The organism is Ancylobacter sp. TS-1 (assembly GCF_009223885.1).
Lineage (GTDB): Bacteria > Pseudomonadota > Alphaproteobacteria > Rhizobiales > Xanthobacteraceae > Ancylobacter.
In genome coordinates this window covers 2,581,500-2,607,067 of record NZ_CP045144.1, presented here as the reverse complement: position 1 = coordinate 2,607,067, position 25,568 = coordinate 2,581,500, and the positions used below count along the sequence as shown (strand labels likewise).

22 protein-coding genes and 1 tRNA gene are annotated in these 25,568 nt (G+C 68.3%); 5 read left to right on the top strand and 18 right to left on the bottom strand.

Features of this window, described 5'->3' with window-relative positions:
* Positions 1 to 137: 137 nt before the first annotated feature.
* The 13 genes from GBB76_RS12275 to GBB76_RS12215 form a co-directional block, all read right to left on the bottom strand.
* On the bottom strand, positions 138 to 3,134 hold the full coding sequence (locus GBB76_RS12275) for a type I restriction endonuclease subunit R (protein ID WP_152303561.1): 2,997 nt from the start codon (positions 3,132 to 3,134) through the stop codon (positions 138 to 140).
* Entirely contained in the window at positions 3,121 to 4,479 is a 1,359-nt protein-coding gene (locus tag GBB76_RS12270) for a restriction endonuclease subunit S (RefSeq protein WP_152303560.1), read from the bottom strand. Before GBB76_RS12270 ends, GBB76_RS12275 begins: the two co-directional genes overlap by 14 nt.
* The gene (locus GBB76_RS18850; RefSeq protein ID WP_152303559.1) at positions 4,476 to 6,842 is read right to left on the bottom strand and encodes a class I SAM-dependent DNA methyltransferase; all 2,367 of its coding nucleotides are present in this window, start codon (positions 6,840 to 6,842) and stop codon (positions 4,476 to 4,478) included. Before GBB76_RS18850 ends, GBB76_RS12270 begins: the two co-directional genes overlap by 4 nt.
* Positions 6,843 to 7,393: 551 nt before the next feature.
* Positions 7,394 to 7,468: transfer RNA gene (locus tag GBB76_RS12260), tRNA-Gly, on the bottom strand.
* 179 nt (positions 7,469 to 7,647) lie between these two features.
* The gene (locus GBB76_RS12255) at positions 7,648 to 8,541 is read right to left on the bottom strand and encodes a Pnap_2097 family protein (protein WP_246668907.1); all 894 of its coding nucleotides are present in this window, start codon (positions 8,539 to 8,541) and stop codon (positions 7,648 to 7,650) included.
* Positions 8,538 to 9,803 carry an MSMEG_0569 family flavin-dependent oxidoreductase gene (locus GBB76_RS12250; protein WP_152303558.1) on the bottom strand — a complete coding sequence of 422 codons (1,266 nt, stop codon included), beginning with the start codon at positions 9,801 to 9,803 and terminating at the stop codon, positions 8,538 to 8,540. The genes GBB76_RS12255 and GBB76_RS12250 overlap by 4 nt, the downstream gene beginning before the upstream one ends.
* Positions 9,804 to 9,819: 16 nt before the next feature.
* Positions 9,820 to 10,107, bottom strand: coding sequence for an MSMEG_0570 family nitrogen starvation response protein (locus GBB76_RS12245; protein ID WP_152303557.1), 288 nt, complete (start codon positions 10,105 to 10,107; stop codon positions 9,820 to 9,822).
* Positions 10,100 to 11,269 carry an MSMEG_0565 family glycosyltransferase gene (locus GBB76_RS12240; RefSeq protein ID WP_152303556.1) on the bottom strand — a complete coding sequence of 390 codons (1,170 nt, stop codon included), beginning with the start codon at positions 11,267 to 11,269 and terminating at the stop codon, positions 10,100 to 10,102. Before GBB76_RS12240 ends, GBB76_RS12245 begins: the two co-directional genes overlap by 8 nt.
* The gene (locus GBB76_RS12235) at positions 11,266 to 12,291 is read right to left on the bottom strand and encodes a sll0787 family AIR synthase-like protein (RefSeq protein ID WP_152303555.1); all 1,026 of its coding nucleotides are present in this window, start codon (positions 12,289 to 12,291) and stop codon (positions 11,266 to 11,268) included. The genes GBB76_RS12240 and GBB76_RS12235 overlap by 4 nt, the downstream gene beginning before the upstream one ends.
* A gap of 1 nt (position 12,292) precedes the next feature.
* Positions 12,293 to 12,838, bottom strand: a complete 546-nt coding sequence (locus GBB76_RS12230; RefSeq protein ID WP_202911094.1) for an MSMEG_0567/Sll0786 family nitrogen starvation N-acetyltransferase — start codon at positions 12,836 to 12,838, stop codon at positions 12,293 to 12,295.
* The gene (locus GBB76_RS12225; protein WP_152304862.1) at positions 12,835 to 13,977 is read right to left on the bottom strand and encodes an MSMEG_0568 family radical SAM protein; all 1,143 of its coding nucleotides are present in this window, start codon (positions 13,975 to 13,977) and stop codon (positions 12,835 to 12,837) included. The genes GBB76_RS12230 and GBB76_RS12225 overlap by 4 nt, the downstream gene beginning before the upstream one ends.
* Positions 13,895 to 14,956 (bottom strand): Nit6803 family nitrilase, encoded by a 1,062-nt coding sequence (locus GBB76_RS12220; protein ID WP_152303554.1) that lies wholly within the window; start codon positions 14,954 to 14,956, stop codon positions 13,895 to 13,897. Before GBB76_RS12220 ends, GBB76_RS12225 begins: the two co-directional genes overlap by 83 nt.
* Positions 14,957 to 15,116: 160 nt before the next feature.
* On the bottom strand, positions 15,117 to 15,599 hold the full coding sequence (locus GBB76_RS12215) for an MSMEG_0572/Sll0783 family nitrogen starvation response protein (RefSeq protein ID WP_152303553.1): 483 nt from the start codon (positions 15,597 to 15,599) through the stop codon (positions 15,117 to 15,119).
* A 375-nt stretch (positions 15,600 to 15,974) separates the two neighbouring features.
* Here GBB76_RS12215 and GBB76_RS12210 point away from each other — a divergent pair, with 375 nt between their 5' ends.
* Positions 15,975 to 17,360, top strand: coding sequence for a PLP-dependent aminotransferase family protein (locus GBB76_RS12210; RefSeq protein WP_152303552.1), 1,386 nt, complete (start codon positions 15,975 to 15,977; stop codon positions 17,358 to 17,360).
* A gap of 104 nt (positions 17,361 to 17,464) precedes the next feature.
* Here the strand turns inward: GBB76_RS12210 and GBB76_RS12205 are convergent, their stop codons facing one another.
* On the bottom strand, positions 17,465 to 18,523 hold the full coding sequence (locus tag GBB76_RS12205) for a low specificity L-threonine aldolase (RefSeq protein ID WP_152303551.1): 1,059 nt from the start codon (positions 18,521 to 18,523) through the stop codon (positions 17,465 to 17,467).
* Between the two features lie 166 nt (positions 18,524 to 18,689).
* On the opposite strand from GBB76_RS12205, the gene GBB76_RS12200 reads away from it, so the two are divergent.
* Positions 18,690 to 20,264, top strand: a complete 1,575-nt coding sequence (locus GBB76_RS12200) for a bifunctional aminoglycoside phosphotransferase/ATP-binding protein (protein WP_152303550.1) — start codon at positions 18,690 to 18,692, stop codon at positions 20,262 to 20,264.
* A 29-nt stretch (positions 20,265 to 20,293) separates the two neighbouring features.
* Here GBB76_RS12200 and GBB76_RS12195 read toward each other — a convergent pair whose 3' ends face one another.
* Together GBB76_RS12195 and rutR are read right to left on the bottom strand one after the other, a co-directional pair.
* Entirely contained in the window at positions 20,294 to 20,968 is a 675-nt protein-coding gene (locus GBB76_RS12195) for a DsbA family protein (protein WP_152303549.1), read from the bottom strand.
* 36 nt (positions 20,969 to 21,004) lie between these two features.
* Positions 21,005 to 21,682, bottom strand: a complete 678-nt coding sequence (gene rutR, locus GBB76_RS12190; RefSeq protein ID WP_371717116.1) for an HTH-type transcriptional regulator RutR — start codon at positions 21,680 to 21,682, stop codon at positions 21,005 to 21,007.
* Positions 21,683 to 21,884: 202 nt separating this feature from the next.
* Between rutR and GBB76_RS12185 the strand changes: the two genes are divergently transcribed.
* Positions 21,885 to 22,361, top strand: coding sequence for a cytochrome b (locus GBB76_RS12185; protein WP_152303547.1), 477 nt, complete (start codon positions 21,885 to 21,887; stop codon positions 22,359 to 22,361).
* A gap of 28 nt (positions 22,362 to 22,389) precedes the next feature.
* Positions 22,390 to 23,406 carry an esterase-like activity of phytase family protein gene (locus tag GBB76_RS12180; RefSeq protein ID WP_152303546.1) on the top strand — a complete coding sequence of 339 codons (1,017 nt, stop codon included), beginning with the start codon at positions 22,390 to 22,392 and terminating at the stop codon, positions 23,404 to 23,406.
* A 27-nt stretch (positions 23,407 to 23,433) separates the two neighbouring features.
* Here GBB76_RS12180 and GBB76_RS12175 read toward each other — a convergent pair whose 3' ends face one another.
* Both GBB76_RS12175 and rpmB read right to left on the bottom strand, forming a co-directional pair.
* Positions 23,434 to 24,006 (bottom strand): queuosine precursor transporter, encoded by a 573-nt coding sequence (locus GBB76_RS12175; protein ID WP_371717115.1) that lies wholly within the window; start codon positions 24,004 to 24,006, stop codon positions 23,434 to 23,436.
* A gap of 62 nt (positions 24,007 to 24,068) precedes the next feature.
* Positions 24,069 to 24,365, bottom strand: a complete 297-nt coding sequence (gene rpmB, locus GBB76_RS12170) for a 50S ribosomal protein L28 (protein ID WP_152303544.1) — start codon at positions 24,363 to 24,365, stop codon at positions 24,069 to 24,071.
* A gap of 253 nt (positions 24,366 to 24,618) precedes the next feature.
* On the opposite strand from rpmB, the gene GBB76_RS12165 reads away from it, so the two are divergent.
* Positions 24,619 to 25,473, top strand: a complete 855-nt coding sequence (locus GBB76_RS12165) for a DUF3108 domain-containing protein (RefSeq protein WP_246668906.1) — start codon at positions 24,619 to 24,621, stop codon at positions 25,471 to 25,473.
* The last annotated feature ends 95 nt before the right edge of the window (positions 25,474 to 25,568 follow it).

Below are 25,568 nucleotides of genomic sequence, written 5' to 3'. Positions count from 1 at the left end.
AAGTTGGGTGCCAACGGCCTACCGGACAGCCAGATCGAGGGGGTGGCGCCGCGCATCAGGGCCTTCCATGAGTGTGGCCTCGTCTGTCACATTGCAGAGAAGGCGCCCGTTCAAGTGCTTGAAGCGGATGCCTTGAGCTAACGCGAACTTGCTGCCGATGGGGCGCGCGCGGCCGCAAACAGCCGCTCTTGGAGCCAAGCCTTAAAAGCTCGATCGGTATTGTAAAGGGCATATAATTCTGTGTGATCGGCTAGGCTTCCAAGAAGTTCGTCATCAACTGCCCGATCATGTTCAATCTTTGCATTCTGACTGTCGCTATTTTGTAGTGCATTCCGCACGCGTTCATTAGCGCCAATTTTCGCCGGGAGTTCCTCAAACAAGAAGCGAGTTACACGATCTTGGTCGCGGAAATCCGTTGCCCCGAAACGCTCGTTGAATTCACGAACGACGGAACTCAGCTGATCCATTTCGGGTTCGAGGCGCCCCCCGGCCGCTCCGGTCGGGACGGGTTCGATCTCTGCGTCGACGTCGTTGAGGGCAATTTCCATCGCCGCTTCGATCTCGACTCGGTAGCTGTCCATGTCGATCGTCTCCAACACGTCGAGCGGCCCGTCGTCGCCGTTCGGGCTGGGCAATTTCGGGATAAGCAGCGACAGGAAAGTCGACAGCTTTTCCCATTCCGGCACTGCGTAAGGCAGGATCGCGCCGAGGAAAGCGTAGGTTCGAACGAACGCCTTGGCGGCACCCTTGAACGCGATCTGTTCATCCTCGGTCAGCGCCTCATAGTGCGCCGAACAAGCGTCCAAAATGGGGTCAAGTCGGTCGCGTGGCGCTGCGGCAAGGAACAGCGAAACGACCGTTTCCATGTCTTCGGCAGCATAAACTCGGGCATCGTCGAGCGTCCGTTTCAGGTCGTGAAGTTTGTTCGGATCGGTTTCGCCTGACAGGATCGTGGCGCGATAGAAATCGGAAAATGCTGCCTCGATCACTGCCGGATCGTTGCGGAAGTCGAGCACGATCGGCTCGCTTTTTCCCGGCCGGGCGCGGTTCAACCGTGACAGGGCCTGCACAGCTTTGACGCCCGCCAGCGTCTTGTCGACATACATCGCGAAAAGCTTGGGCTGATCGAAACCGGTCAGATACTTGTCCGCGACGACGAGGAAGCGATACGGATCGGCATCGAACTTGTCCTCAAGATCGCTGCTAGGAAAACCGTTGAACGAAGCCTCGGTCCGCTGCTCGCCGGCATCGTCGACCGCGCCCGAAAACGCGATGATAGCTTTGTAGGGCGACCCGCGTTTGGCGAGTGCGGCGTTGATCGCACGCCAGTAATCGATAGCGCGTTCGATGCCATCGGTGGCCACCATGGCGCGCGCCTCCCCGCTGACCTTCTTGCGGGCAACCACATGGTCGAGGAAATGATCGACGATGATTCCGGCCTTGGTCGCGACGGCATGGTCATGACCTTCGACGTAGCGGCGCAACGTTTTCAGCGTGCGCGACACGTCGACGTCGGGGTCGTCCTCCGCCGTTTTGGCGAGGCGATACCAGCTCGACACCGGCGTGTAATGCGCCAGCACGTCGAGAATGAACCCCTCGTCGACGGCCTGTTTCATCGAATACAAGTGGAAAGGACGGTGCTTGACCTCGCCGTCGTGCTCATAGCGCCCGCCAAACAGCTCCAGCGTCTTGTTCTTGGGCGTCGCCGTGAAGGCGAGATAGCTCGCGTTGTCGAGCATCCGGCGACCTTCGATCACCGCCAGGATCCGATCCTCGGTCGTCGCTTCGTCGTCGATTTCCGCGCCGCCGAGCGCGGTGTTGAGCGCGCCTGCCGCGCGGCCGCCCTGGCTCGAATGCGCCTCGTCGATGACGATAGCGAAGCGGCGGCCTCGAGGGACCGACCCGATATCGTCGAGGATGAAGGGAAACTTCTGGACGGTGGTGACGACGATCTTCTTGCCGCTCTCGATGAAGCCGCGCAGGTCGCCCGATCGCTCGGCATGGCCCATCAGCCGTGCCGTCTGGGCAAAACCACCGATCGTGTCCTTCAGATTCTTGTCGAGCACCTGGCGGTCAGTGACGACAATCACCGTGTCGAACACGGGCACGCCGCCAACTTCCAGCCCGACCAGCTTGTGCACCGTCCAGGCGATCGAGTTCGACTTGCCGGAGCCTGCCGAGTGCTGGATCAGGTAGCGCCGCCCCGCGCCATTCGCGGTCGCGTCAGCGCAGAGCGCGCGCACCACGTCGAGCTGGTGATAGCGCGGAAAGATCGGCTTGCGTGCAACGATACGACCGCGCGCGTCGCGCTCCTCGACGATGCCGGCGAAGTTTTCGATGATGTCCGCCAGGCTGCGCTTGGCGAGCACTTCGCGCCACAGATAGTCGGTGCGGATGCCGTATGGGTTGGGCGGGTTGCCCGCGCCGTCGTTGTGCCCCTTGTTGAAGGGCAGGAACCAACTCTTCTGCCCGGCGAGCGCGGTGCACATCCGCACCTCGCGGTCATCCATCGCGAAGTGGACCGCGCAGCGGGTCGGGCGGAAGATCAGCTCCTTGGGGTCACGGTCGGTCTTGTATTGCGCCTCGGCATGAGCGGCGGTCTGGCCGGTCAACGTGTTCTTCAGCTCAAAGGTGGCGAGCGGCAGCCCGTTGACGAACATCGCAAGATCGAGCGCGCGGCGCGCGGTATCGAGCGAATAGCCTAGCTGGCGCGTGACCGAAAAGCGGTTCTGTGCGAAGCGGACGGAAGCCTGCGGATTACCGGGTGAAGGCAGCGGGAAATACAGCGTCACCGCGTGCGGCCCGTGGCGGACGCCCGAGCGCAGCACGTCGATGATCCCGCGATTGGTGATTTCGTCGCGGACGCGGGCGAGGAAAGCGCGGCGCGGCGGTGTGTCTGCATCGAGCGAAAGCGGCCCGATCAGCTCCGGCTGGGTGGCACGTATGAAGGCGATGAGCTGGATGAGGTCGAGCGCATGGACGCGGTCGAAATCGTCGCGGTGCCCCTCGATATAGTCGTCGGGACCGGCGAAGGGCGCGGGCTCCTCCGCGACGCCGGTAGCGACCGGCGCGCCGGTCAGTGCGGCGACGATCAGTGCCTCCAGCCCGCCCTCGCTCACATCAGTCGACCGCATCGAGCGCATCCTCCATATCTTCGCCGTCGGTCGCGGTGTCGTCGGCGAGGCCGTCGCTTTCGACAACCGGGATCACGGCGTCGCGCACGTCGAGCCGTCCGGTGACGACGGCAGCGATCAGGCTGTCGCGGTATTCGAGGATAAGGTCGATCTGGCTACGCTCCTTTGCGATGGCTTCGTCGAGATCACCGGACGCCGCGGCGAAATGCTCGCACAACCGATCCTGCTGCATCAGCGATGGAATTGCGACCGGTATCGCGGCAATAGCTTCCCATTCCGTTCTGGGCATCTTAGCTCCGACACTGTGACTAGCCACGTAGTCGATGAAGGGCTTTGATCGAAGTAACAGCTCAAGAAAAATTGGCCGAAAAATATCGGGCTTGGAGCGGAGAACAAGGAACTCGGTTCCAGCGAGGCCTACTTCATTCGTCCGCATCACTTTGGCCAAATAGGGACGAAGTTTGCCGAATAATACATCGTCCTTCTCGAACAATTTTCCTGTGAAAGTATCACTAGTCACTGGCGAGCCATCCAGCACTCGCCCGGACCAACTCTCCACACGATCAAGCGTGATGATCGATTCCGACGGTTCGGAAACCGTACCCAATGCGGTGATGTTCCTGACGAACGGCTTGAGACGGTTTACGCGCCAGTCGCCGGGTCGTTGGTCGATCCATGGTAGGTCGCCCGTTATGATAGTTGCTCCATCCAGCCCGCTGCGAAGCAAACCCGTTAGGATCGCTTGCTTTCGCTCGATCAGCGCGGCGATGGTGCGGCGCTTGGCGGCGATGAGGCGGTGGACCTGGGCGGTGTAGGCGTCGAGGAAATCGGCGATCCGCCGCTGCTCCTCGGACGGGGGGGCGGGCGACAGCAACGGCTTGAAATACTGCCAATAGAGACGGTTCCGATCGGGCACGATCCCGCGAGAGGCAAAATCGACCTCGCGCATATAGGCGGTTATTCGGAATAGGTAGGTATAGAAGCGAGGCTCGATATCATCGAGCGGTTGGGCGACGACATAGGCGGGGCTGATTAGCCCATCGCAAGGGGCAATGCCAACCGAGCCCTGCCACATCCGCATGATGTTGTAGGCGATATCGCCCTTAGCGGCCCGCTTGTATTTGGCACGGTCGGCCATCTGTTGCTTGCGCCCGCCCTCCATGTCTCGGACGCGGACACCGGTTCGCAGCGACACCTCTAGGATCGGCAAATCCGGAAACCCCGTTTCGTTGCGCTCCGCAAAGAGCCGTCCATTGCGGACGAAATCCCAATGGGCTGGTACGGTTGGCAACCAATCAACGCCGCTGTCGCGATACTGGGGATAGGGTTTCAGCGCCGCGTTCATGCGTCCGCCTCAACCAGCACGGCGTCGAGCAGCGCCTGGGTCTGGCGTTCCAGCGCGTCGATTTCGGCCTTAATCTCGGCCAGCGGGCGCGGCGGCTTGGGCTTGTAGAAATGCCGCGCAAACGAGATTTCATAGCCGATCTTGGTCTTGTCGCGATCGATCCAGGCGTCGTCCGCGTGCGGCAGCACCTCGCGCGCGAAGAACGCCTCGATCCCGCCCGGCTCGTCGAACGCGACGATCTCGGTGTCCGACAGCGCCTTGTCAGGCTCATAGGCAACGACCGCCGCCTTGCCTTTCACGGTTGCCGCAAACAGCCCGCCGCGCGGATCGGCGGCCTTCTTCGACACCGATTTCACGATCGGTTTGGCATCGGCCGCGCGCCAGCTCATCGCCCGCGCGATCATCCGCACCTCGGCGGGTTTCAGCGCCAGCTTCTCTGACTTGATCGCGGCCGTCACCTTCGCCTCGAACACCGCGTAATCGTCATGCTCAGCATCGCCGATCACCGCCATCAATCGCTCGGCGGCGCGGTGCAGGCGGCGGTCGCGTGCCCAGGTGGCGGGATCGAGCAGCTTCTTCACCGTCTTGCGCGGCAGCTTCGGCGTGGTTTCCTCGGATTCAACGGCGGCGTCCTCGCCCTCCGCGCCCGCCTCGTCCTCACCCTCGGCGGCGTCTTCCACCTCCGCCTCAGGGGGATCGAGATGCGCCTTTAGCCGTTCCGCGACACTGGAGAAATCGTCGAACAGTGTATCGCCGAACTCGGAGTGCAGCGCCTCGCGCAAGGCACGGTGCCCGCTCTGGAAACGCAGCGCATCGACCGCCTCGCGAGTGAAGCGTGAACGCAGCCGCAGCGGTCGCTCGACGACGATCTTCCAGTAACCGAACGCGCTGTTGGACAGTACGATCGACGTGTCGCTCGGCGCCATCGCCCCATAAGCGTCAAGCACCGCCTGGATATGCTCCGGCGTCATCTCGCAATTGCGCTTGCCGAGGTTGCGGCGGAGCGGCCGGAACAGGCCGGTCGCGTCGATCAACTGCACCTTGCCCTTGCGATGCTCGGCCTTGCGGTTGCTGAGCACCCAGACATAGGTGGCGATGCCGGTGTTGTAGAAAATGTTGAGCGGCAGGGCGACGATCGCCTCCAGCCAGTCATTCTCGATAATCCAGCGGCGGACGTTGCTTTCGCCCGATCCCGCCTCGCCGGTAAACAAGGCGGACCCGTTGTGGATGTCGGCAATGCGGCTGCCGAGCGGCGTATCCTTCATCTTGCTAAGCTTGTTGACGAGGAACAGCAACTGCCCGTCCGACACGCGCGGAAACAGGCGCAGGCGCTTGTCCTCGCCATCCAGGCCGGGATGCTCGACGACGAACCGCGGATCGAGCGCCCCGGCCTTGCCACCCATCGCCGCGAGATCGACCTTCCACGTCTTTCCAAATGGCGGGTTGGCCATCATGAAGTCGAAGCGCAGTCCTTGGCGGCCATGCGCGTCGGCGGAGAGGGTGGAACCGGGCGCGATGTTGCGCGCCTCCGCACCCTCGCCCTTGATCAGCAAGTCGGCCTTGCAGATGGCGTAGGTCTCGGGATTGCTCTCCTGGCCGTAGAGATGAATTTGCGCCGCCTTGCCCGCGCTGGCAGCAAGGCGCGCCAGCTTGTCCTCGCCAACCGTCAGCATCCCACCGGTGCCGCAGGCGTCGTCGTAGAGCAGATAGGTGCTGTCGCCGATCCGGTCGGCGACGGGACGGAACACCAGTTCGGCCATCAGCTCGATGATGTCGCGCGGCGTGAAATGCTCGCCCGCTTCCTCATTGTTCTCTTCGTTGAACTTGCGCAGCAGCTCCTCGAACAGCGTGCCCATCGCATGGTTGTCCATCGCGGGCAGGCGGATTCGGCCATCATCATCGCGGACCGCCAGTGGCGACAGGTTCACCCGATCGTCGCAGAACTTCTCGAGCAGGGCGTGGAGAATGCCTGCTTGTTCCAGCTTGTCGATCTGCTTCCGAAAACCGAACTGTTCGACGATTTCGCGGACATTGGCCGAAAAGCCATCGAGATAGCTCTCGAAGTCGGCCCGCTGCGTCGCCGGATTCGGCCTTGACAATAGTTGTTTCAGCGTGAAGGGCGATCCATTGTGGAAAGCCTGTGTCGCCGCCTTGTTCAACGCGGGCTCCTGCGCGGCGGGCGGCAGGTCGAGCGCGTCAAGCTCGGCCTTGCGGGCCAGCACCGCCGCCTTGGTAGGCTCCAGCACGGCATCAAGCCGCCGGATGACGGTCATCGGCAGAATGATGTCGCGATACTTGCCCCGCGTATAGACACCGCGAAGCACATCGTCGGCAATGTTCCAGATGAAGCTACCGATGTTCATTGGAATGCCAGTTGCGCGGCAAGCGTTAGGCTACTCATTTTCATCCATTCTTGACGTGTTGCGTTTGCGCGCAGCTCGTGCGCCGGGTGCATTAGAGCGTGTTCCTCAGGCGAAAGCGACCACCACTAAATGCTCCGGCTCGCACGATAACGCTCAGAAGCTCGCGACATTCTGGGGACATGACGATGTAGCGAACCCACCGCAGGGATTCCCCGATAATGTACATATGCAGGCTCTATCGCGAGGCAGATCTGGCTTGCGACGGCGCCACCATCCACACGCAGACCTTGCCAACGGTCAGCAGCGATCTGGCCTCGGAAGCTGATGGGACGATCGGCCATGCCAACCCCAAGGCCTGTTGTCAGTTGGTCACGTCCAGAAGGCGCCAGCGCGCTCCCGCGACACCACGACTTCAAATCACCTGTGCGCGCTGACCATGTAACCGGCGTGTAACCGCGCGCCTCGCCGGTCGCTGCATCACGCGTGGAATCGCCAAGGCCCAAAACGACAAAAGCCCCGCTGGCGCGAGGCTTTGTGTCTGTTCGGAAAATTGGAGCGGGCGATGGGATTCGAACCCACGACCCCAACCTTGGCAAGGTTGTGCTCTACCCCTGAGCTACACCCGCTCGCTCCGTGTCCGGGGGGCGTCTCGCGCCGATCCCGAACGGGCCGTCTCTATGCCCCAGCCTCGCCGGGAATGCAACGGGCTTTCGCAGCTTTTCTCACAGGCCGATGACGGTCGCTTCCCGCACCGGCTTCGCGACGGGCCGCGCCGGTCGACGGCCTGCGGTGCGGCGGCTTGGATCTAGACCGCGCGCAGGGTGAAGGCCTCGGCCAGCCGGGCGCCGTCGCCGGCGCGCTCCAGCCGGCAATGGTGGGCGAGCGTCCCGTCTTCGCGCCGCGCCGCCAGCCAGCGCACGATCAGCCGCTCGCCGGGGTCGATATTGCCGGAGAAGAACACGTCGCGGCGCCGCGTCGCCGGACGCGCGGCCCGACGCCCGTCGAAATGCCATTCGGCGCGGTCGACGAAGGCGACGAAGCTGGCGAAGTAGAGGAAGCCGGCGCCGTTGAAGTCCTGCACCGGGCAGAGGTCGATCTCGATGGCGGCCGGCCCTCCCGCGCTCCCGCCCGGCCGCAGATCGAAGCCGAGATGATCGGTCCGCCGGCCGGCCCGTAGCGCCGCGGCGAGCCCCGCCAGCCCGTCCTGCGCCGGCGCGTCCGGCGGCGGGAAGCCCTCCAGCGCCACGCGCGCCACCGTGTGGTTGCCCCCGCCCGGCGCCCGCCGCACGAAGGCGGAGACCAGCTCGACGCTGCCCACCGGCCGGCCGGCGAGGCTGAGCGCGTGATGACTGGCGCATTGGGTGCGGGAGACGCGGGCGATGCTCGAGCGGATGGTGAGGCGGTCATTCTCGCCGAGGCCGCCGAATTCGGCGTCGCGGATGGAGAGGGCGGAGAAGGCGGCGTAGACCGGGGCGCCGTCGGCATCGCGGAAATCGGGCACGTCGCGCCCCGCCATGCGCGCCAGCAGCATCCAGTGGCGGTCGCCGAGGTCCTTCAGCAGCCAGCTTTCCGACAGGCCACCGAGCGCGAGCTGCGGCATGCCGAGGCGCACCGTCTCCTCCATGACCGGGGCGGGCGCCGCCGCGTCCCGCAGTAGCTTCTCGGGCGCGAAGGCGGTGTTGGGCAGCGCCATGTTCATGCCGCGCTTCCCCGCTGGGACTGCCGCATCCGCGCGGCGATGTGGTCGACGATGTGCGCGGCGTCGCGCCCCACGCTGCCGAAGCGCCCGGAGCCCCAGGTGTGCAGCCAGGGCAGGCCGACGAAATAGACGCCCGCGCTGCCGGTGACGCCGCGCCGGTGCTGAGGGTGGCCGGCGCCGTTGAAGACCGGCGCGTCGAGCCAGCGGAAATCCGGCCGGAAGCCGATGCACCAGACGATGGCGGCGATGCCGGAGGCGGCGAGGTCGAGCGAAGGGCGCTCGCCCGCCGGCTGCCAGACCGGCTCGTAGACGGAGGGCGGCGGCGCCTCGATGCCTTTCTCGGCGATGAATTTGTCGATGGCGGCGTTGATGCCGTTATAGGTCCGGTCGGCCTCGTCGAGCGCGGCGGTCAGGTTGGTGTCGAAGACGAGGCTGGCGCCGTCATAGTCGCGCAGCACGCCGTAAAGCTCCATGCCCTCCCGCGCGAAGCGGCGCAGGTCGATGTCGCGCCCGCCGTCCCGGCCGGTGACGTAGTGATTGGTGTTGTCGCGCACGCCCTCGCGCAGCGGGTGCTCGTCCACCGGCATGTCGTAATAGCCCATGTCGGCGAGCCAGGTGACGACGTCGCGGCCGCGATAGAAGCGGGCGCAGCGCGGGGCGTTTCCGACGGCGAGGAACACCTTGCGGCCGGCGAGGTGCAGGTCCTCGGCGATCTGGGCGCCGGACTGGCCGGAGCCGACCACCAGCACCGGCCCGTCGGGAAGCTGGCCGGCATTGCGGTACTGCGCCGAATGGATCTGCGCGATGGAGGCCGGCAGCCGCTCGGCCATGCGCGGCACGATCGGCTCGTGATAGCCGCCAGAGGCGACCACCACATGGTCGGCGCTGACATCGCCCGAGGTGGTGGAGACATGGAAGCCGCCCTCCGCGCGCGGCGTGACGCGGCGCACACTCACGCCCTCGCGGATCGGCGGATCGACCTTGGCGCGGAAGGCGTCGAGATAGGCGAGGATCTCCTCTTTCACCATGAAGCCGTGCGGGTCCGGCCCGTCATAGGGATGGCCGGGCAGGTCGCACTGCCAGTTGGGGGTGACGAGGCAGAAATTGTCCCAGCGCTGCGTCGCCCAGGCGTGCATCGCCTTGTTCTTCTCGATTACCAGATGGTCGATGCCCTGCCGGGCGAGATGGTAGCTGGTCGACAGGCCGGCCTGTCCGCCGCCGACGATGACCACCGGGTAGTGCTGGATGCGGTTCTCGTTCATGTCGTGTCTCCGGGGCTCACTCGTCGAAGGCTTCGACGGCGACGCGGGCATTGGAAAGGCTTGAGAAATTGCGAGCCGCCGCCTCGATGCGGGCGAGCTGGCCCATGGCGCGCGAGCAGGGGAAGCCGTAGCGCGCCTCGACGCGCTGGCTGGCGATGGTGAGCGCCTCGCGGCTTTTGCCGAGGAAGTCGGCGAGCGGGTAGCTCTCGCCCGGCGTGAAATAGTCCTTGATGACCAGCGAGGGCGAATAGCAGCCCTCAACCGTGCCGTCGGGCCAGCGGACGGTGAAGCGCATCTCAGGCATGAACGGCCTCCGCGAGGGATTGGTAGATCGGCAGATGCGCCCGGGCGGTGGTCGCCCAGTCGTGGCGGGCGGCGACCCCGGGGCCGAGCGCGGCAAGGCGGGTGGCGTTCTCGGGCTTGAGCGCCAGCATCAGCGCGTCGGCGATGGAGGCGGCGTGGAGCGGGTCGCACCAGACCGTCTCGCGGGCGCCGATATGCTCGGTGAAGGGCGCGATGGCCGAGACGACGGTGGGCACGCCGGACGCCATCGCCTCCAGCGCCACCAGCCCGAAGCCCTCCGTCACCGAGGCGAAGGCGAGCACGTCGGCGAGGCGGTAGAGCGCCGGCATGTCGTCCTGCGCCAGCGGGCCGGTGCGGATCACCGCCTCGGAGGGCAGACCGGAGGCGGCGAGCGCGGCGTCGAAGTCGGCCTGGTAGACATGATGGTCGAGCACCGAGGCGCCGCCGGCGATGACCAGCTGTGCGTGCGGGTGCATGGCGCGGAGCTGCGTGAAGGCTTCCAGTATGCGCCGCGTGTTCTTGCGCGCCTCCACCCCGCCGACGCTGAGCACCACCGGACCGGGCCCAAGGCCGAGCCGGCGCGCCAGCGCGGCCTCGCGCCCGTCCGGGGCCGGCGAGAAGCGGGCGAGGTCGACGCCGTTGCCGACGATGGTGGCCTCGCGCCCGAACATCTCGCCGAGCAGGCGCTGCCAGAGATGGCTGACCACGAAATGCCGGTCGGCGCTGACAATCGCCCGGCGCTGGAGCGCCTCCAGCGCCGGGTCGGCGAAGGTGTCGACATGGTGCACGGTGCGGGCGAAGCCGGCGATCAGGCCGCGTTCGCGCAGCGTGGCCAGCGCGTTGCCGGAAATGCCGTCCTGCGCGTGGAAGACGTCGAAGCGGCGCTGCGCCGGGTTCTCGAAATGGCGGACATAGTCGGCGGCGCGGATGCGCACCATCCCGGTCACGTCCGTGCCGATGGGCGAGGCGGGCACGCTCACCGTTTCGCACAGGCTCGGGCGGAAGAAGCCGGCGCCGCGAGGATCGGGCGCGTGCACCACGGCCTGATGGCCGAGGCGGGTGAGCGCGTCGCCCAACTCCAGCGCGTGGACGACCCCGCCGCGCGGATTGGTGGAATGGGCGAGAATGGCGATGCGCAGGGCGCGATGCGGGGGGCTCTTCATGCCGCATCCTCCGCCGCCGACGCCGGGGCTCCCGCGAGGGGCCGCGCCGGGCCGCAGCCGAGCAGCGGCGCGCGGGCAAAGTCCCAGATCGTCTCGCGCGCCCGACCGCTCACCACCTCGATGCGGCCACCGGCCGTGACCGTGCCGATGGCGGCCGCCGCGATACCGCGCGCCTGGAAGGTAGAAAGAATAGCCGGCACATTATCGCCGCTGGCGGCGAGCAGGTAGCCATAGCTCGGGAAGCTCATCAGCCAGCGCGCCGGGTCGACGCCTTGCGGCGCGGGCACCCGATCGAGGTCGATCGCCAGCCCGACGCCGGAGCATTCCGCCAGCATGGCGCCGGTGCCGACCAGCCCGCCCTGGCTGATGTCCTTGGCGGCGCGGGCCAGCCCGGCTTCGGCGATGAAGGGCAGCAGGTCGAGGTCGCCGCGCAGCCGTGCCGCCGGGGCTTCCACCGCCGCTTCCCAATTGGCGAAGGGTTCGCGGTAGCGCCCGCGCAGGTCAATGGCGGCGACCAGCGTCTCGCCGGGGCGGGCGTCGAAAGAGGTGAGCAGGCGCTTCGCCCGCCCGAGCACGGCGACGGACAACTGGCCGCGGTCGGTCTTGAGGTTGGTGTGGCCGCCGACAATGGGCACGCCGTAGCGGGCCGAGGCGGCGCGCAGTCCCTCCAGCACCGGCGCGGCGCCGGCCTCGCCCTGCGCCCAGAGCGCGTCGACCACGGCGGTCGGGCGCCCGCCCATGGCGGCGATGTCGGAGAGGTTGACCATCACGCCGCACCAGCCGGCGAACCACGGGTCGCCGGCGACGAACTCGTTCATGAAGCCCTCGATGGCGAGCAGCAGGAAGCCGTCGCCATCCGGGATCGCGGCGCAGTCGTCGCCGACGGGCACCGCGTCGGCCCCGCTCAGGCCGAGCCGCGCGGCGGCCACGCCGATATCGGCCTTGGCGGCCATGCCGGTGGAAGCGCGCAGCCTTGCCGCGACGTTCTCGAAGGTGGAGGCGGAGAAAGCGAGCCCGCCCATGTCACGCCGCCCTGCGCAGGGAGGGCGTGCGGAAGCCGGTCTCGGCATCGAGGATCGGAGGGTAGAAGGCGAGGTCGGCCTGCATCAGCAGATGTGGGCGCCCGTGCAGTTCCTTCTCCTCCACCACGTTCCAGTGCAGGCGGCGGAACAGCAGCCCGTTCTGCGCCTGCACATGGGCGAGGAACCGGGTGCAGCCGCGCGCATGGGCGGAGGAGACGGCGAGCCGGATCAGCGCCGCGCCGAGCGCCCCGACCTTGCGGTAGTCCGGCGCCACGGCGAGGCGCGAGCCCCACCAAAGGCCCGGCTCGGCCTCGTGGATGCGCACCGTGCCGACCACGTCGTCGGCCAGCAGGCCGAGCATGGAGACGGCGACGATGGGGATCGCCGTATCGTCGATGCCGTCGCGGTCGTCGCCGTCGAACAGGCCCTGCTCGTCGCAGAACACCTCATGGCGCAGCCGCGCGGCGCCGCGCTTCTCCCAGGTCTGGGTCGCGAACTTCACCTGGAAATCGGCGGCGAGGAAGGGGCGGAAGGTGCCGTACATCATGCGCAGCCCCCCGGTCCGGTCCTGCCGCGCTCATAGGTGGACAGCGCCGAGCAGGCCCCGCATTTGGCGCAGCCGGCCTTCACGTCGATGGATTTCAGCCCGGTGGCGAGCAGCATCCCCGACAGCGGGCCGAGGATGGAATTCATGAAGGTGGGCGAGGGGGTCGGGTGGCTTTCCAGCGGCGTGCCGGAGATCGGCACGAAGGGCACCACGAAGGGATAGACGCCCATCTTCGTCAGCCGGTCGCAGACGGCGAGGATGTCGTCGCGCGTGTCGCCGAGCCCGGCGAGAATATAGGTCGAGACCTGCCCGCGCCCGAACACCGGCACGGCGGCGGCAAACGCCTCGAAATAGCGCTCCACCGAGACCTGCGCCTTGCCGGGCATGATGCGTTGACGCACCTCTTCGGTGCAGGCTTCCAGATGCATGCCGAGCGCGTCGGCGCCGGCCGCGAACATGCGGGAAAACCACGCGTCGTCATCGGGCGGCTCGCACTGCACCTGGATCGGCAGGTTCACCGCCGCCTTCACCGCCGCCGCGCTCTCCGTGAGCAGCGCCGCGCCGCGGTCCTTGCCGGGCGGGGTGCCGGTGGTCATCACCATGTGCTTGACGCCATCCAGCTCGACGGCGGCCTTCGCCACTTCGGCGAGCTGGGCCGGGGTCTTGCGCTCGATGGTGCGGCCGGCGGCGAGCGACTGGCCGATGGCGCAGAACTGGCAGGTCTTGGTGCGGCTCTGGTAGCGGATGCAGGTCTGGAGAACGGTGGTCGCCAGCACGTCGCGCCCGTGCAGCACGGCGATCTTGGAATAGGGAATGCCGTCCGCCGTCGAGAGCCCGTAGAATTTCGGCTGGAGCGGAAACGACACCTCCCCCAGCACCAGCCCGTCGCGGCTGATGCGGCTCCGGCCATAGGCGTCGGGCTTCTCGACCAGATACGGGCTCTCGAAGGCCGGCGCGGTGTGCACCGGCACCATCACCGTCATGCCGTCAATGGTCATCGCCTTGTGGTCGGAGGGACCGGCGCCGCCCCGGCGCGAATCCGCGCCGGCCTTCGGGTCAACCAGCCGCACCCCGTAGGACTGCAACTCGTTGATCAGATGTTCCGTCGGCAGCGGCCGCAATTCGCTCGCGAGATCCATCGGCTTCATCGGAAACGCTCCCTGTCTGGACGGGGAAGGGGACCCCGGCGTGGGTGTGGACGGGCACGGCCGGGCGGGTGTCGTGGTTGAGGCTGAGCAGTTCCGGGCGGGCGTAATGGCCGACCGAATCCATCATCCGCTTGCGCTTGGTGATGAGCGCCATGTCGAGATCGGCGATCAGGATGCCCTCGCCCGAGGTGAGCGGGGGCACGACATGGCTGCCTTCCGGCGAGACGATCGCCGTCATGCAGCCGCCGGTGAGCGCGCGGCGCAGCTTCTCGTCGGGGCAGATGCGCGCGACCTGTTCCTCGGTGAGCCAGCCGGTCGAGTTGACGACGAAGCAGCCCGATTCCAGCGCGTGGTGGCGGATCGTCACCTCGATCTGCTCGGCGAAGATCGGCCCCACCAGCGCGCCGGGGAACTGGGCGACGTGGATTTCCTCGTGCTGGGCCATCAGCGCGTAGCGGGCGAGCGGGTTGTAGTGCTCCCAGCAGGCGAGCGCGCCGACCTTGCCGACGGCGGTGTCGACGGCGCGGATGCCGGCGCCGTCGCCCTGGCCCCAGATCATCCGCTCATGGAAGGTCGGGGTGATCTTGCGGCGCTTGAGAAGCAGCGTGCCGTCGGCGTCGAAGATCAGCTGGGCGTTGTAGAGCGAGCCGTGGTCGCGCTCGTTGACCCCCAGCACCACGACCACGCCGAGCCTTCGGGCGGCGGCGGAGATCGCCTGCGTCACCGGGCCGGGCACGGCGACGGCGTTCTCATAGAGCCGCATATGCTCGGCCCCGGTGAGAACGGGGGGCAGGATGAAGGAGAAATAGGGGTACCAGGGCAGGAAGGTCTCGGGGAACGCCACGAGGCTCGCGCCCTTGCCCGCCGCCTCCTCCAGCGCGGCGAGCACGCGGGTGAGCGTGCCCTCCAGGCTGTCGAGGGACGGGGCGATCTGCACCGCGCCGACGCGGACGATGCGTTTTTCGGTCATTGCGGCCTCCCGGTTAGTTGTCATCCCGGACGGTGGCGCTGCCGCCGATCCGGGATCGCTCTCCCATCGGGGAGCGGCCCCGGCTCTCGCTTCGCTCGGCCGGGATGACGGAAAGACCGTCACCCTCGGGATGACGGCAGAATCTGTCACGGCGCGCCCGTCACAGCGTCCAGGTGTCGAGGATGAAGGCGTTGTCGCGGCGGTGGAGCAGGACGATGTCGAGCACGTCCAGCGGGCTGACCGGGACGATGCCGGGGATCAGCGCGCCCTCGCCATGGCCGTAGAGCGCCTGCAGGGCGAAGCGGCAGGCATAGACCTTGCCGCCGTCGTTCAGGATCTTCTCGATGCGGCCGTTGAAGTTGAGATGGCCGGGGAAGGCCTCGTCGCCGAGCTTGGGAAAGCCGCGCTGCACGCCGAGCGTGACGCCGGGGCCGTAGAGCAGCACAGAGGTCTCGAAGCCCTTCTGGATCAGGCGCGAGGCCTGCAGCAGGTTGACGAGGCCGATCGAGCCCTCGAAGGCGACGGTGTGGAAGGTGACGAGCGCCTTCTCGCCGGGAGCGGCCTTTACGTCCTCGAACTTCTTGTCCTCGTAGTCGACCAGGACGTCGCCCTTCTGGTGGGCCGGCACGGTGATGGTGGCCATGTCGCTCTCCTTGACTGGATGGGTCCGGCGGCGTGCCGGCCCGTGCCAGAGGGAACTGCAATCAATGTGCCAATTGATGGATTGAACAAAGAATCATCAAAACAGTCATTTTACATTCAAGAATACATTCAATCAGGCAGGACCGATTGATTCCGAACTGTTGAAAACAAAGGCGGGCGCTCAAGGAAAGAGCGGGAAAATGCCCGCTCGCTGCGCAGGCGGCAGAAGGCCCTACGTACAAGAGCGTATGCAGCAAATTGTGGACCAGTGGTGACACGCCACCTCTGCAACATTATACAGTCAATCGCGTCGTGCTAGAGAAGGACGGCCCGGCGGGTGCGGTGCGCACGCGGGCCGAAGATGGGACTGAGAAGAATGGCCGACTGGATTCCCGATCTCACCCGCTCCGACAAGCCGCGCTATCTCGCCATCGCCGACCTGATCGCCGAGGACATCCGCGCCGGCCGCCTCGCCATCGGCGACCGGCTGCCGCCGCAGCGCAAGCTGGCGGCGAAGCTCGACATCGACTTCACCACCGTGGCGCGCGGCTATGTCGAGGCGCAGAAGCGCGGCCTCGTCGAATCCCGCGTCGGGCAGGGCACCTTCGTCACCGGCGCGCCCCGCGCCAAGCTGCGTCCGGCGGCCGCCGCCGCGCGCGCGGGCGTCGACCTCTCGATGAACCTGCCGCCCGAGCCGGACGACCCGGCGCTGATCGAGCGCATGCAGGAGGGGCTGGCCGAGGTCGGGCGCGATCTCGTCGGGCTGCTGCGCTACCAGGGCTTCGGCGGCACCCGCGCCGACAAGGACGCCGCCACCGCCTGGCTGAGCCGGCGCGCGCTGGTACCGGCGCAGGAGCGCGTCTTCGTCACGCCGGGCGCGCATCCCGCGCTGCTCGGCATTCTCGGCCTGCTGGCGAAGCAGGGCGACGTGGTGCTGTGCGAGGCGATCACCTATCCCGGCGCGCGCGCCGTCGCCGCCCAGCTCGGCCTGCGCCTCGTCGGCCTGCCGATGGACCGTGACGGCATCGACCCGGACGCCTTCGCGAGCGCCTGCCGCGAGCACGCCCCCAAGGCGCTCTACCTCAACCCGACCCTGCAGAACCCGACCACGCTCACCATTCCCGAGGGACGGCGCGCCGCCATCGCCGCGGTGGCGCGGCGCTTCGGCGTGCCGATCGTCGAGGACGACGCCTATGGCTTTATTCCCGCCCACGGGCCGCCGCCTCTGGCCGCCATCGCGCCGGACCTGACCTGGCACATTGCCGGCCTTGCCAAATGCATCGGCGCCGGCCTGCGCGCCGCCTATGTCGTGGTGCCAGATGCGCGCTCGGGCTACCCCTTCGCGGCGGCGCTGCGCACCGCCTGCGTCATGGCCTCGCCGCTGACCAGCGCGCTCGCCACGCGCTGGATCGAGGACGGCACCGCCGACACGCTGCTGCGCTTCATCCGGGCGGAGACGGCGGCGCGGCAGGCGCTGGCGGCCGAGCTGCTGCCGGCCGGCTCGTTCCGTGCCGATCCGCTGAGCTTCAACCTCTGGGTCGAGCTGCCGGCGCCGTGGACCCGCTCGGCCTTTGTCGGCCACATGCGCACGACCGGCATCGGCGTGGTCGCCAGCGACGCCTTCACGGTGTCCGGGCCGGCGATCGAGGCGGTGCGCGTGTGCCTCGGCGGGCCGGCGAGCCGGGCCCAGATCCGCTCGGCGCTCGACTACATCGCCCACGCGCTGGAAGAATCACCCGAGGTGGTGTCCTCGGTGATGTGACCGCCAGCCGTCATCCCGGACGGCCGCAGGCCGATCCGGGATCGCGTGAAGTCGGCGAGCGATCCCGGCTCTCCGCTACGCTTCGGCCGGGATGACGACGGGAGTTAAGCCAGCTTCGCCGCCGCCTCCACGAGCCGGTCGACGTCCTCCTCGCTGGTCGCGAAGGAGGTGACGAGGCGCACCACGCCCTCGCCCCAGCGGTCGGTGTAGAAGCGGAAGCCCTGCGCCAGCAGGCCGTCGATCATCGGTTGCGGCAGGCGCACGAACAGCATGTTCGCCTCCACCTCGCCCTGCACCGCGACGCCGGCAATGGCGCGCAGGCCGGCATCGAGCCGGGCCGCCATGGCGTTGGCCTGCCGGGCATTGGCGAGCCAGAGGTCGCCTGCGAGATAGGCGTCCATCTGCGCGGCGAGGAAGCGCATCTTGGACGAGAGATGGCCGGCCCGCTTGCGGCGGAAGGCCAGCTCGTCCGCCCATTTGCGGTCGAACAGCACGATGGCCTCGACGCCCAGCGCCCCGTTCTTGGTGGCGCCGAAGGAGAGGATGTCGACCCCCGCCTTCCAGGTCAGCTCGGCCGGGCTCGCCTTGAGCGCGGCAACCGCATTGGCGAAGCGCGAGCCGTCCATGTGCAGGGGCAGGCCGGCCTGCCGGCACACCGCGCCGATGGCCGCGGTCTCGGCGACCGAATAGAGCGTGCCGAGTTCGCTCGCCTGCGTGATCGAGACCACCGATGGCTGCACGCAATGCACGTCGCCCCGGTTGCGCCGCGCCGCCTCGGCGAGCGCATCGGGGTCGATCTTCGCCGCCGCACCTGGCACATGGACGAGCTTCGCCCCGCCGGAGAAGAATTCCGGCGCGCCGCACTCGTCGTTCTCGACATGGCTGTCCGCATGGCAGAGCACGGCGCCCCAGGGCGGGGTGAGCACGGCCAGCGACAGCGCGTTTGCCGCCGTGCCGGTCGAGACGAGGAAGACGGCGACCTCGCGCTCGAACAGGGCGGAGAGCCGGGCCTCGACCCGGGTGGAAATCTCGTCGGCGCCATAGGAGGGCGCGGGTCCGTCATTGGCGGCCGCGAGCGCCGCGAGGATGGCAGGCGAGACGCCGGCCACATTGTCGCTGCCGAAGCCGGGCGGCCGGCGGTTGGGGGGCGTGGGTGCGGTCACGGGAGATCCTGTCGAACCGGAGATGGTTCCCTTTACGGCGAATCCGCGCCCGCTCCCATCCACAAATGCACGGGCACCCGGCCCGATTATGACGCTTTCCCCCGCGTCTTGCCGTATGGCGGCGTCCGGCGGCTGTTGTAGATTGGCGGCACACAGGTGCCGCAGAATGAACGCCGCTGATCATGTCGTCGCCGACCAGGAGCCGGTGTTCCGCCTGCTGGCCGATCCTGCCACCCACGGTCTCGGGGAGGGCGAAGTCCGGCGCATCGACACGCACGGCGCCGCCGTCTTCCTCGCCGGCGCGGACGTGTACAAGGTGAAGCGGGCGGTGCGCTTCTCCTTCATGGATTTCTCCACCCTCGAAAAGCGCCGCCGCGCCTGCGCGCGGGAGCTGGAACTCAACCGCGCCACCGCACCCGATCTCTATCTCGGCCTTGTGCCGGTGGTCCGGCGCGCCGGCGCGCTGCATCTGGGCGACGTCGGGGAGGCAGGGGGCGAGGTGGTGGAATGGGCGGTGCACATGCGCCGCTTCGACGAGGAGGCGACGCTCGACCGGGTGGCGGCGCGCCAGGGGCTCTCCCCGCCCGTGCTCGCCGCACTTGCCGCGACGGTGGAGGGCGCTCACCGGCAGGCCGCGCGGGTGCAGGGGCAGACGGGGCGCGAGCTGCGCGCGGTGGCGCGCAATGTCGTCGCCGGGCTGGAGGAAGCGCCGGACGTGCTGGCGCCGGCCCGGGTCGTCGCGCTCGACGGCGCCTTCGCCGAGGCGTTCGACCGGCTGGAGCCGCTGCTCGCCCGGCGGGCCGCCGCCGGCGAGGTGCGCCGCTGCCATGGCGACCTGCACCTTCGCAACGTCGCCCTGATCGGCGGGCGGCCGGTGCTGTTCGACGCGCTGGAATTCGACGAGGCGCTGGCCACCACCGACCGGCTCTACGACCTCGCTTTCCTGTTGATGGATATCGGCGTGCGCGGCCTCGCCTTCGAGGCCAACTACCTGCTCAACCGCTACCTCATCGCCTGCGGCGACGCCCCGCCCTATGACGGCCTCGCCGCGCTGCCGCTGTTCATCGCCCTGCGGGCGGCGATCCGCGCGCAGGTGGCGGTGGCGGCGCGGGCGCAGCGCACCGGGGCGGCGCGTGCCGAGGCGGCAAGCGAGGCGCGGGCCTATCTCGCCTTCGCCGAGGCGGCGCTGCGCCCCCGCCCGGTGCGGCTGGTGGCGGTCGGCGGACTGTCCGGCTCGGGCAAGAGCACACTGGCCGCGCATCTGGCGCCGCTGGTCGGGCCGGTGCCCGGCGCTGTGCATCTGCGCTCGGATATCGAGCGCAAACGCCTCAACGGCACCCCGGAGACCGAGCGGCTGCCGCCCGAGGCCTATTCGATGGAGGCGACGCAGGTTGTCTACGACACTCTGCGCATGCGCGCCGAGGCGATCCTCGCCATCGGCCACGGGGTGATCGTCGACGCCGTGCACCAGCGCGCCGACGAGCGCGCGGCGATCGCCGAGGTCGCCTGGGAGAGCGGAGTCGACTTCCTCGGCCTGTGGCTGGAGGCCCCGGTGGAGGCGCTGGAGCACCGGGTCAGCGCGCGCCGGGGCGACGCCTCGGACGCGACGGCGGAAGTGGTGCGCTGGCAGGCCGGGCGCGAGATCGGCCCGCTGGACTGGGTGTCGCTCGACACCTCCGGCCCGCGCGAGGCGGTACTGGCCCGTGCCGCGACGCTGCTCGACGTGGAGACGGAGGGTTAGCGCAGGGGATTCGCCGGGGGGGATTCGCGCTAGCGCTCGGCCGCGCGCTCGCGAGCGTCCTTGACCACCTGCTTGAAGCCCTCATAGTCCAGCGCGGCGGCGACCTTGTAGGGGCCGACCAGATAGACCGGCGTGCCCGGCAGGCCGAGCGCCTCGGCCTGCTCGTTGTTGCGGTGGAGCAGGGCGCCGATGTCGGCGGCATGCGCCGTGAGATCCTTCGCCAGCCGCTTGCGGTCGAGGCCCGCCGCACCGAGCGCCTCGCTCATGCGCTCGGTCGAGGCGCGGCCGGGGACCTTCATCAGCACCTTGTGGGCGGCGGCGTACTTGTCCTGGTAGCTGGCGGCGAGGGCGAGCTGGGCGGCCACCACGGAGGATTCCGACAGGATCGGCCAGTCCTTGTAGACGAGACGGATATTGCCGTCGTCGGCGACGAGCTTTTCCAGCACCGGCATCGACTTGCGGCAATAGCCGCAATTGTAGTCGAAGAAGGCGACGATGGTGACGTCACCCTTGGGATTGCCGGCGGTCGGCGCCTGCGGGTCGTTCAGCAGCGCCTCGACATCGAGCGGCTTGGCCTGGCGGCCGGTGTCGGCGGGCATGTCGGGGGTCGCCGCGCGCAGCGGGGTCGGCGCAAGGCCGGCGGCGAGAAGGGCGGCGGCAAGCGACAGGCCGGCGGCGGACAGGAGCAGCGCGCGGCGCTTCATCACGGAAATCCTTGTAGGGGTAGGGGCGGCGAAGGCTCAGTCGCCCTCCCTCACGCGCAGCCCGTCGAGGACGATGCGCTGCACGTTGCGCGTAGCCTCTTCGACAAAGCGGTCGTCGTCCAGCCCCGTCTTGAGCAGCGCGTCGATCTGCGAGGCGAAATCCGCGTAGTGTTGCGTGGTCGCCCAGATCGAGAAGATGAGGTGGTGCGGGTCGATGGGCGCCAGCTTGCCGGCGGCGGTCCAGGCGCGGATGACCTGCGCCTTGGCGTCGACCAGCTCCTTCAGCGAGGTCTCCAGCTCGTGGCGCAGCAGCGGCGCGCCTTGCACCATCTCCAGGCAGAATAGCCGCGAGGCTTCCGGATGGGTGCGCGAGAACAGGATCTTGCGGCGGATATACTCGCCGATGCCCTGGATCGGGTCGGTGTCGAGCTGCAGCTCGCGCAGCGGGTCCAGCCACTGGTCGAGCAGGCGGCTCAGCACGCCGACATAGACCTCCTCCTTGGAGGCGAAATAGTAGAACAGGTTGGTCTTCGAGACGCCGGCGGTGCGGGCGATCTCCTCCACCGTGGTGCCGTGGCGGCCATAACGCGAGAACAGCGAGAGCGCCGCGTCGAGGATGGCGTTGCGCTTGGCTTCGATGCGCTTGAGGCGGGTCGGGGTCTTCGGGCGGCCGAGGCGCGTGGCCTCCGTGCCGGCGGCACCGGGTGCCGGCAGGCGGGCGGCGACAGGCCGCGCCGGGTCGCCCGTGCGGGCCGGCCGGGGTGCGAGCCGACTGGTGGAATCCGCACGCGTCAACGCCTGCTCCCGAACAATTCGACCTTTCATGACATGGCATGGAAACGAAACGCGCCGCAATATGCGTTCTTCCCCGCCATCCGATTCGATCAACCGATTCGACGATCCGAAGGGACGCCCGATGCCGAGCCGCTACGATCGCGTCGCCCGCCTGCTGCACTGGCTCGTGGCTGCTCTGGTGCTGGTCCAGTTCGCGACCGGCTGGAGCTGGGGCGCCTTCGAGCGCGGCTCGCCGCCGCGCTTCTATCTCTTCCGCACCCATCTGTTCGCGGGCTATGCCGTGCTGGCGCTGGCGGTGCTGCGCATCGGCTGGCGGCTGACGCACGCCGCCCCGCCGCTGCCCGAGGGCATGTCCCGCCTCACGGCCCTCGCCGCGCATGCCACGCACGGCCTGCTCTATCTCGCCATCCTTGTGCAGCCGGTTCTCGGGGCGGTCACTACCACCGCCTTCGGCAAGAGCCTGGGCACCGGGCGCGTGCATGTCGCGCTCGCCTATGTCATCGCGGCCCTCGTGGCGCTGCACGTCGCGGCGGCGCTCTGGCACCAGTTCGGGCGGCGGGACGGCCTGCTGCTGCGCATGCTGCCGGCCCGGCGCTGAGATGCGGCTCCTGACCGGAAGATACGACATGGCCCCGCGCCTCGCTCCCAGAATTCCGCCGTGCCTTGCGCTGGGCCTTGCTCTCGGCCTTGCACTGCTCGCCACTCGGGAAGCGGCGGCGCAGCCCGTGCCGGTCGAGATCGCGGCGACCCCCATCGAGCGGTTCGATGCCGGCGGCGCCACGCGCTTCGGGGTGCTGGAGTTCCGCGGGGGGCTGGTGCTGACCTCGCCATCCGCCGAATTCGGCGGCCTCTCAGGGCTGACGGTGGATGCCGACGGGGCCGGCTTTGTCGCCATCACCGATCGCGGTTACTGGCTCACTGGCCAGATTCTCAGCGAGGGCGACCGCCCGACCGGCATCGCCGGGACGCGGCTGGCGCCGATGCTGGCGCAGGGCGGCGGCACGCTGGCCGCGAAAGGGTACGGCGACGTGGAATCGCTGGTGCGCACCAGCGCCGGCTACCTCGTCGGCATCGAGCGCCGGCAGGAGATATGGCTGTTTCCCGGACCGGATCCGGTGAGCGCGGCCGGGCGCCGGCTGATCGCCGACCCGGCGCTGTCCCGGCTCGGCAATAATGAGGGGCCGGAGGCGATGCTGGCCCCGCCCGGTGGCGATCCGGCGGCGGTGATCGTGATCGCCGAGGAGAGCCAGGACGCGCCGGACCGGCTGCCCGGCTTCCTGTTCGGTCCGCTGGCCCGTCCGGTGCCCACCGGCCGCTTCGCCATCGTCCGCACGGATGAGTTCAACGCCACCGACGCGGCGCTGGCGGATGACGGCACGGTCTATCTGCTGGAGCGGCGCTTCGACCTGCTGCGCGGCGTCGCCCTGCGCCTGCGCCGCTTTCCGCTCGCCGCCATCCGCCCGGACGCGCTGGTCGAGGGCGAGGTATTGCTGAGCGTCAACCGGCTCGCCGCCATCGACAACATGGAAGGGCTCGCCCTGCACCGCAACGCGGCGGGCGAGCTGATCCTGACGCTGGTGTCGGACGACAATTTCTCCGCGCTCCAGCGCACGCTGCTGCTGCGCTTCGCGGTGGTCGAATAGGCGTGCGGGAGAGGTGAGGCGCGGGGCTCAGCGCGCCGGGGCGCGGGAGCCGGCGGTGCCGGTCCAGGGCTTCAGCCAGCCCATAAGCGCGCCATAGGGCACCAGCGCCAGAAGGGCGCAGCTAAGCTTCACCAGGAAGTCGAAATAGGCGAGGCCGACCCAGAGCGGCACGGTGATGCCGGTCGAGGCGTAGGTGACGGGGAAGGACATGTCCGCGTCGCCGGCGAAGGCCAGCGTGAAGAACAGCGCGGTGTCGAGCGCCGAGCCGAACAGGCTGCCGGCCAGCGGCGCCTGCCACCAGCTCATGCGGCGCAGCCGGTTGAACACGCCGATATCGAGAAGCTGGCCGAACAGGAAGGCCGTGCCGGAGGCGAGCGCGATGCGCGGGGTCGCCAGATAGATCGACAGCAGCACCGCGAGCGCGAAGCCGCCATAGACCACCTGCCGCGCCACGGCCGGGCCGAAGCGGCGGTTGGTCAGGTCGTTGACGAGAAAGGCCAGCGGGTAGGTAAAGGCACCCCAGGTAAGCACTTCGTGCAGGCCGAAATGCTCGACGGGGTACTGAACCAGCACGTTCGAGGCCGCCACCACCGCCATCATGGAGATAACGGGAACGGCGAGCCTCGCGATCGTGACTTCGGTGCCGGCGATCTTCATCGCGCTCAGGCGGCAGCGGCGGCTTCGTTCGCCTTGAGAAGGGCGCGACGCAGATCGGCGGCCTTCGGCGACAGTTCCTCGGTGCGCGCCTTGATCAGGAACGCGTCGAGGCCGCCGCGATGGTCGACCGTCTTCAGGGCATTGGCGCTCACGCGCAGCTTCACCGACCGCTTCAGCACGTCGCTGGTGAGCGTGACGTTCACCAGGTTCGGCAGAAAACGCCGACGGGTCTTGCGGTTGGAGTGGCTCACGAGATTGCCGGTCAGAACCGCCTTCCCGGTAAGTTCGCACCGACGCGACATCGTGGACTTCCTTGTCTTCGCAGCCGATGCGTCGCAGGACGAAGTGCCCGACGATCCCGCATGCGGCATCCGTGGAAATTAAGAGTGCGCTCCTATAAGGAACGGCCCCCGCCCCGTCAAGGCCGGCCGTGCGCGGCGGACGCTGCGGCAATGCCGGTTTCGTGAGTCGCGCGAGTCACAGTTCCGCCGCCTTCCAAGGTCATCGCAAACACGGATAAATGGCGCCCTTATGAGTGTGTTCGGGCGATTCGGGGTGTCGGCCTCCATGCTGCGGGTCTGCCTCACGGCAGTTTTGGCCCTTGCCGGGGCCGGTACGGCGTTGACGGGCGCACAGGCGGATGGCCGCCTCGAGGCGCGCTACCGCATGTCGATCGGCGGGCTGGAACTCGGCCGCGCCGCGCTCATCATCGAGATCGACGACAAATCCTATGTCGCCTCCGGCAGCGGGCGCCTCACCGGCGTCGCCCAGGCGGTCGCGCCCGGCAAGGGCACGGCCGGGGCGCGCGGCACCATGGAGCACGGGGCACCGGCCCCGCGCAGCTTCGCCATGGAGGCCGAATCCGAGAAGAAGTCCGAGGCGATCCGCATCGTGATGAATGCCGTCGGCGTCACCGACATGCGCGTCGAGCCGCCGGTGAACCCCGCGCTGGACCGGGTGCCGATCAGCGACAAGGACAAGAAGGGCGTGCTCGACCCGATGACGGCGGCGCTGATCGCGGTGCCCGCCGCCGCCGATCCGTTCTCGGCCAAGGCCTGCGACCGGGTGCTCTCGATCTTCGACGGCCGCCAGCGCTACGATCTCGAACTCAGCTTCGAGCGGGTCGAGGAGGTCAAGGCGGAGAAGGGCTATGAGGGCCCCGCCGTGGTGTGCCGCATCGCCTACCGCCCGGTCTCCGGCCATCGCCCCAACCGCAGCGCGGTGAAGTACATGATGAAGAACCGCGACATGTTCGTCTGGCTGGTTCCCGTCGCGGGCACAAAGGTGATGGTGCCGTTCCGCGCCGCCGTGGCCACCGCCATCGGCGTGGCCCGGCTCGACGCGGAGAGTTTCGAGACCGAACCGATGGTGCCCCGGCGCGCCGCTCCCGCCCGGGCGGGCGCTCCCTAGGGCCGGCAGAGATGCCGGTGCGGGCAATCGGCGGGCGGCGTCCCCATATCCGCCTTTCCTGTGCTACAAGGGCCGTCCCCGCCGGCCCGACCAGT

Bases quoted from the DNA above. Each gene is read 5' to 3' on its own strand.
- GBB76_RS12275 (WP_152303561.1), bottom strand. From the start codon at position 3,134: ATGCGGTCGACTGATGTGAGCGAGGGCGGGCTGGAGGCACTGATCGTC.
- GBB76_RS12270 (WP_152303560.1), bottom strand. From the start codon at position 4,479: ATGAACGCGGCGCTGAAACCCTATCCCCAGTATCGCGACAGCGGCGTT.
- GBB76_RS18850 (WP_152303559.1), bottom strand. From the start codon at position 6,842: ATGAACATCGGTAGCTTCATCTGGAACATTGCCGACGATGTGCTTCGC.
- GBB76_RS12255 (WP_246668907.1), bottom strand. From the start codon at position 8,541: ATGAACATGGCGCTGCCCAACACCGCCTTCGCGCCCGAGAAGCTACTG.
- GBB76_RS12250 (WP_152303558.1), bottom strand. From the start codon at position 9,803: ATGAACGAGAACCGCATCCAGCACTACCCGGTGGTCATCGTCGGCGGC.
- GBB76_RS12245 (WP_152303557.1), bottom strand. From the start codon at position 10,107: ATGCCTGAGATGCGCTTCACCGTCCGCTGGCCCGACGGCACGGTTGAG.
- GBB76_RS12240 (WP_152303556.1), bottom strand. From the start codon at position 11,269: ATGAAGAGCCCCCCGCATCGCGCCCTGCGCATCGCCATTCTCGCCCAT.
- GBB76_RS12235 (WP_152303555.1), bottom strand. From the start codon at position 12,291: ATGGGCGGGCTCGCTTTCTCCGCCTCCACCTTCGAGAACGTCGCGGCA.
- GBB76_RS12230 (WP_202911094.1), bottom strand. From the start codon at position 12,838: ATGATGTACGGCACCTTCCGCCCCTTCCTCGCCGCCGATTTCCAGGTG.
- GBB76_RS12225 (WP_152304862.1), bottom strand. From the start codon at position 13,977: ATGGATCTCGCGAGCGAATTGCGGCCGCTGCCGACGGAACATCTGATC.
- GBB76_RS12220 (WP_152303554.1), bottom strand. From the start codon at position 14,956: ATGACCGAAAAACGCATCGTCCGCGTCGGCGCGGTGCAGATCGCCCCG.
- GBB76_RS12215 (WP_152303553.1), bottom strand. From the start codon at position 15,599: ATGGCCACCATCACCGTGCCGGCCCACCAGAAGGGCGACGTCCTGGTC.
- GBB76_RS12210 (WP_152303552.1), top strand. From the start codon at position 15,975: ATGGCCGACTGGATTCCCGATCTCACCCGCTCCGACAAGCCGCGCTAT.
- GBB76_RS12200 (WP_152303550.1), top strand. From the start codon at position 18,690: ATGAACGCCGCTGATCATGTCGTCGCCGACCAGGAGCCGGTGTTCCGC.
- GBB76_RS12195 (WP_152303549.1), bottom strand. From the start codon at position 20,968: ATGAAGCGCCGCGCGCTGCTCCTGTCCGCCGCCGGCCTGTCGCTTGCC.
- GBB76_RS12185 (WP_152303547.1), top strand. From the start codon at position 21,885: ATGCCGAGCCGCTACGATCGCGTCGCCCGCCTGCTGCACTGGCTCGTG.
- GBB76_RS12180 (WP_152303546.1), top strand. From the start codon at position 22,390: ATGGCCCCGCGCCTCGCTCCCAGAATTCCGCCGTGCCTTGCGCTGGGC.
- GBB76_RS12175 (WP_371717115.1), bottom strand. From the start codon at position 24,006: ATGATGGCGGTGGTGGCGGCCTCGAACGTGCTGGTTCAGTACCCCGTC.
- rpmB (WP_152303544.1), bottom strand. From the start codon at position 24,365: ATGTCGCGTCGGTGCGAACTTACCGGGAAGGCGGTTCTGACCGGCAAT.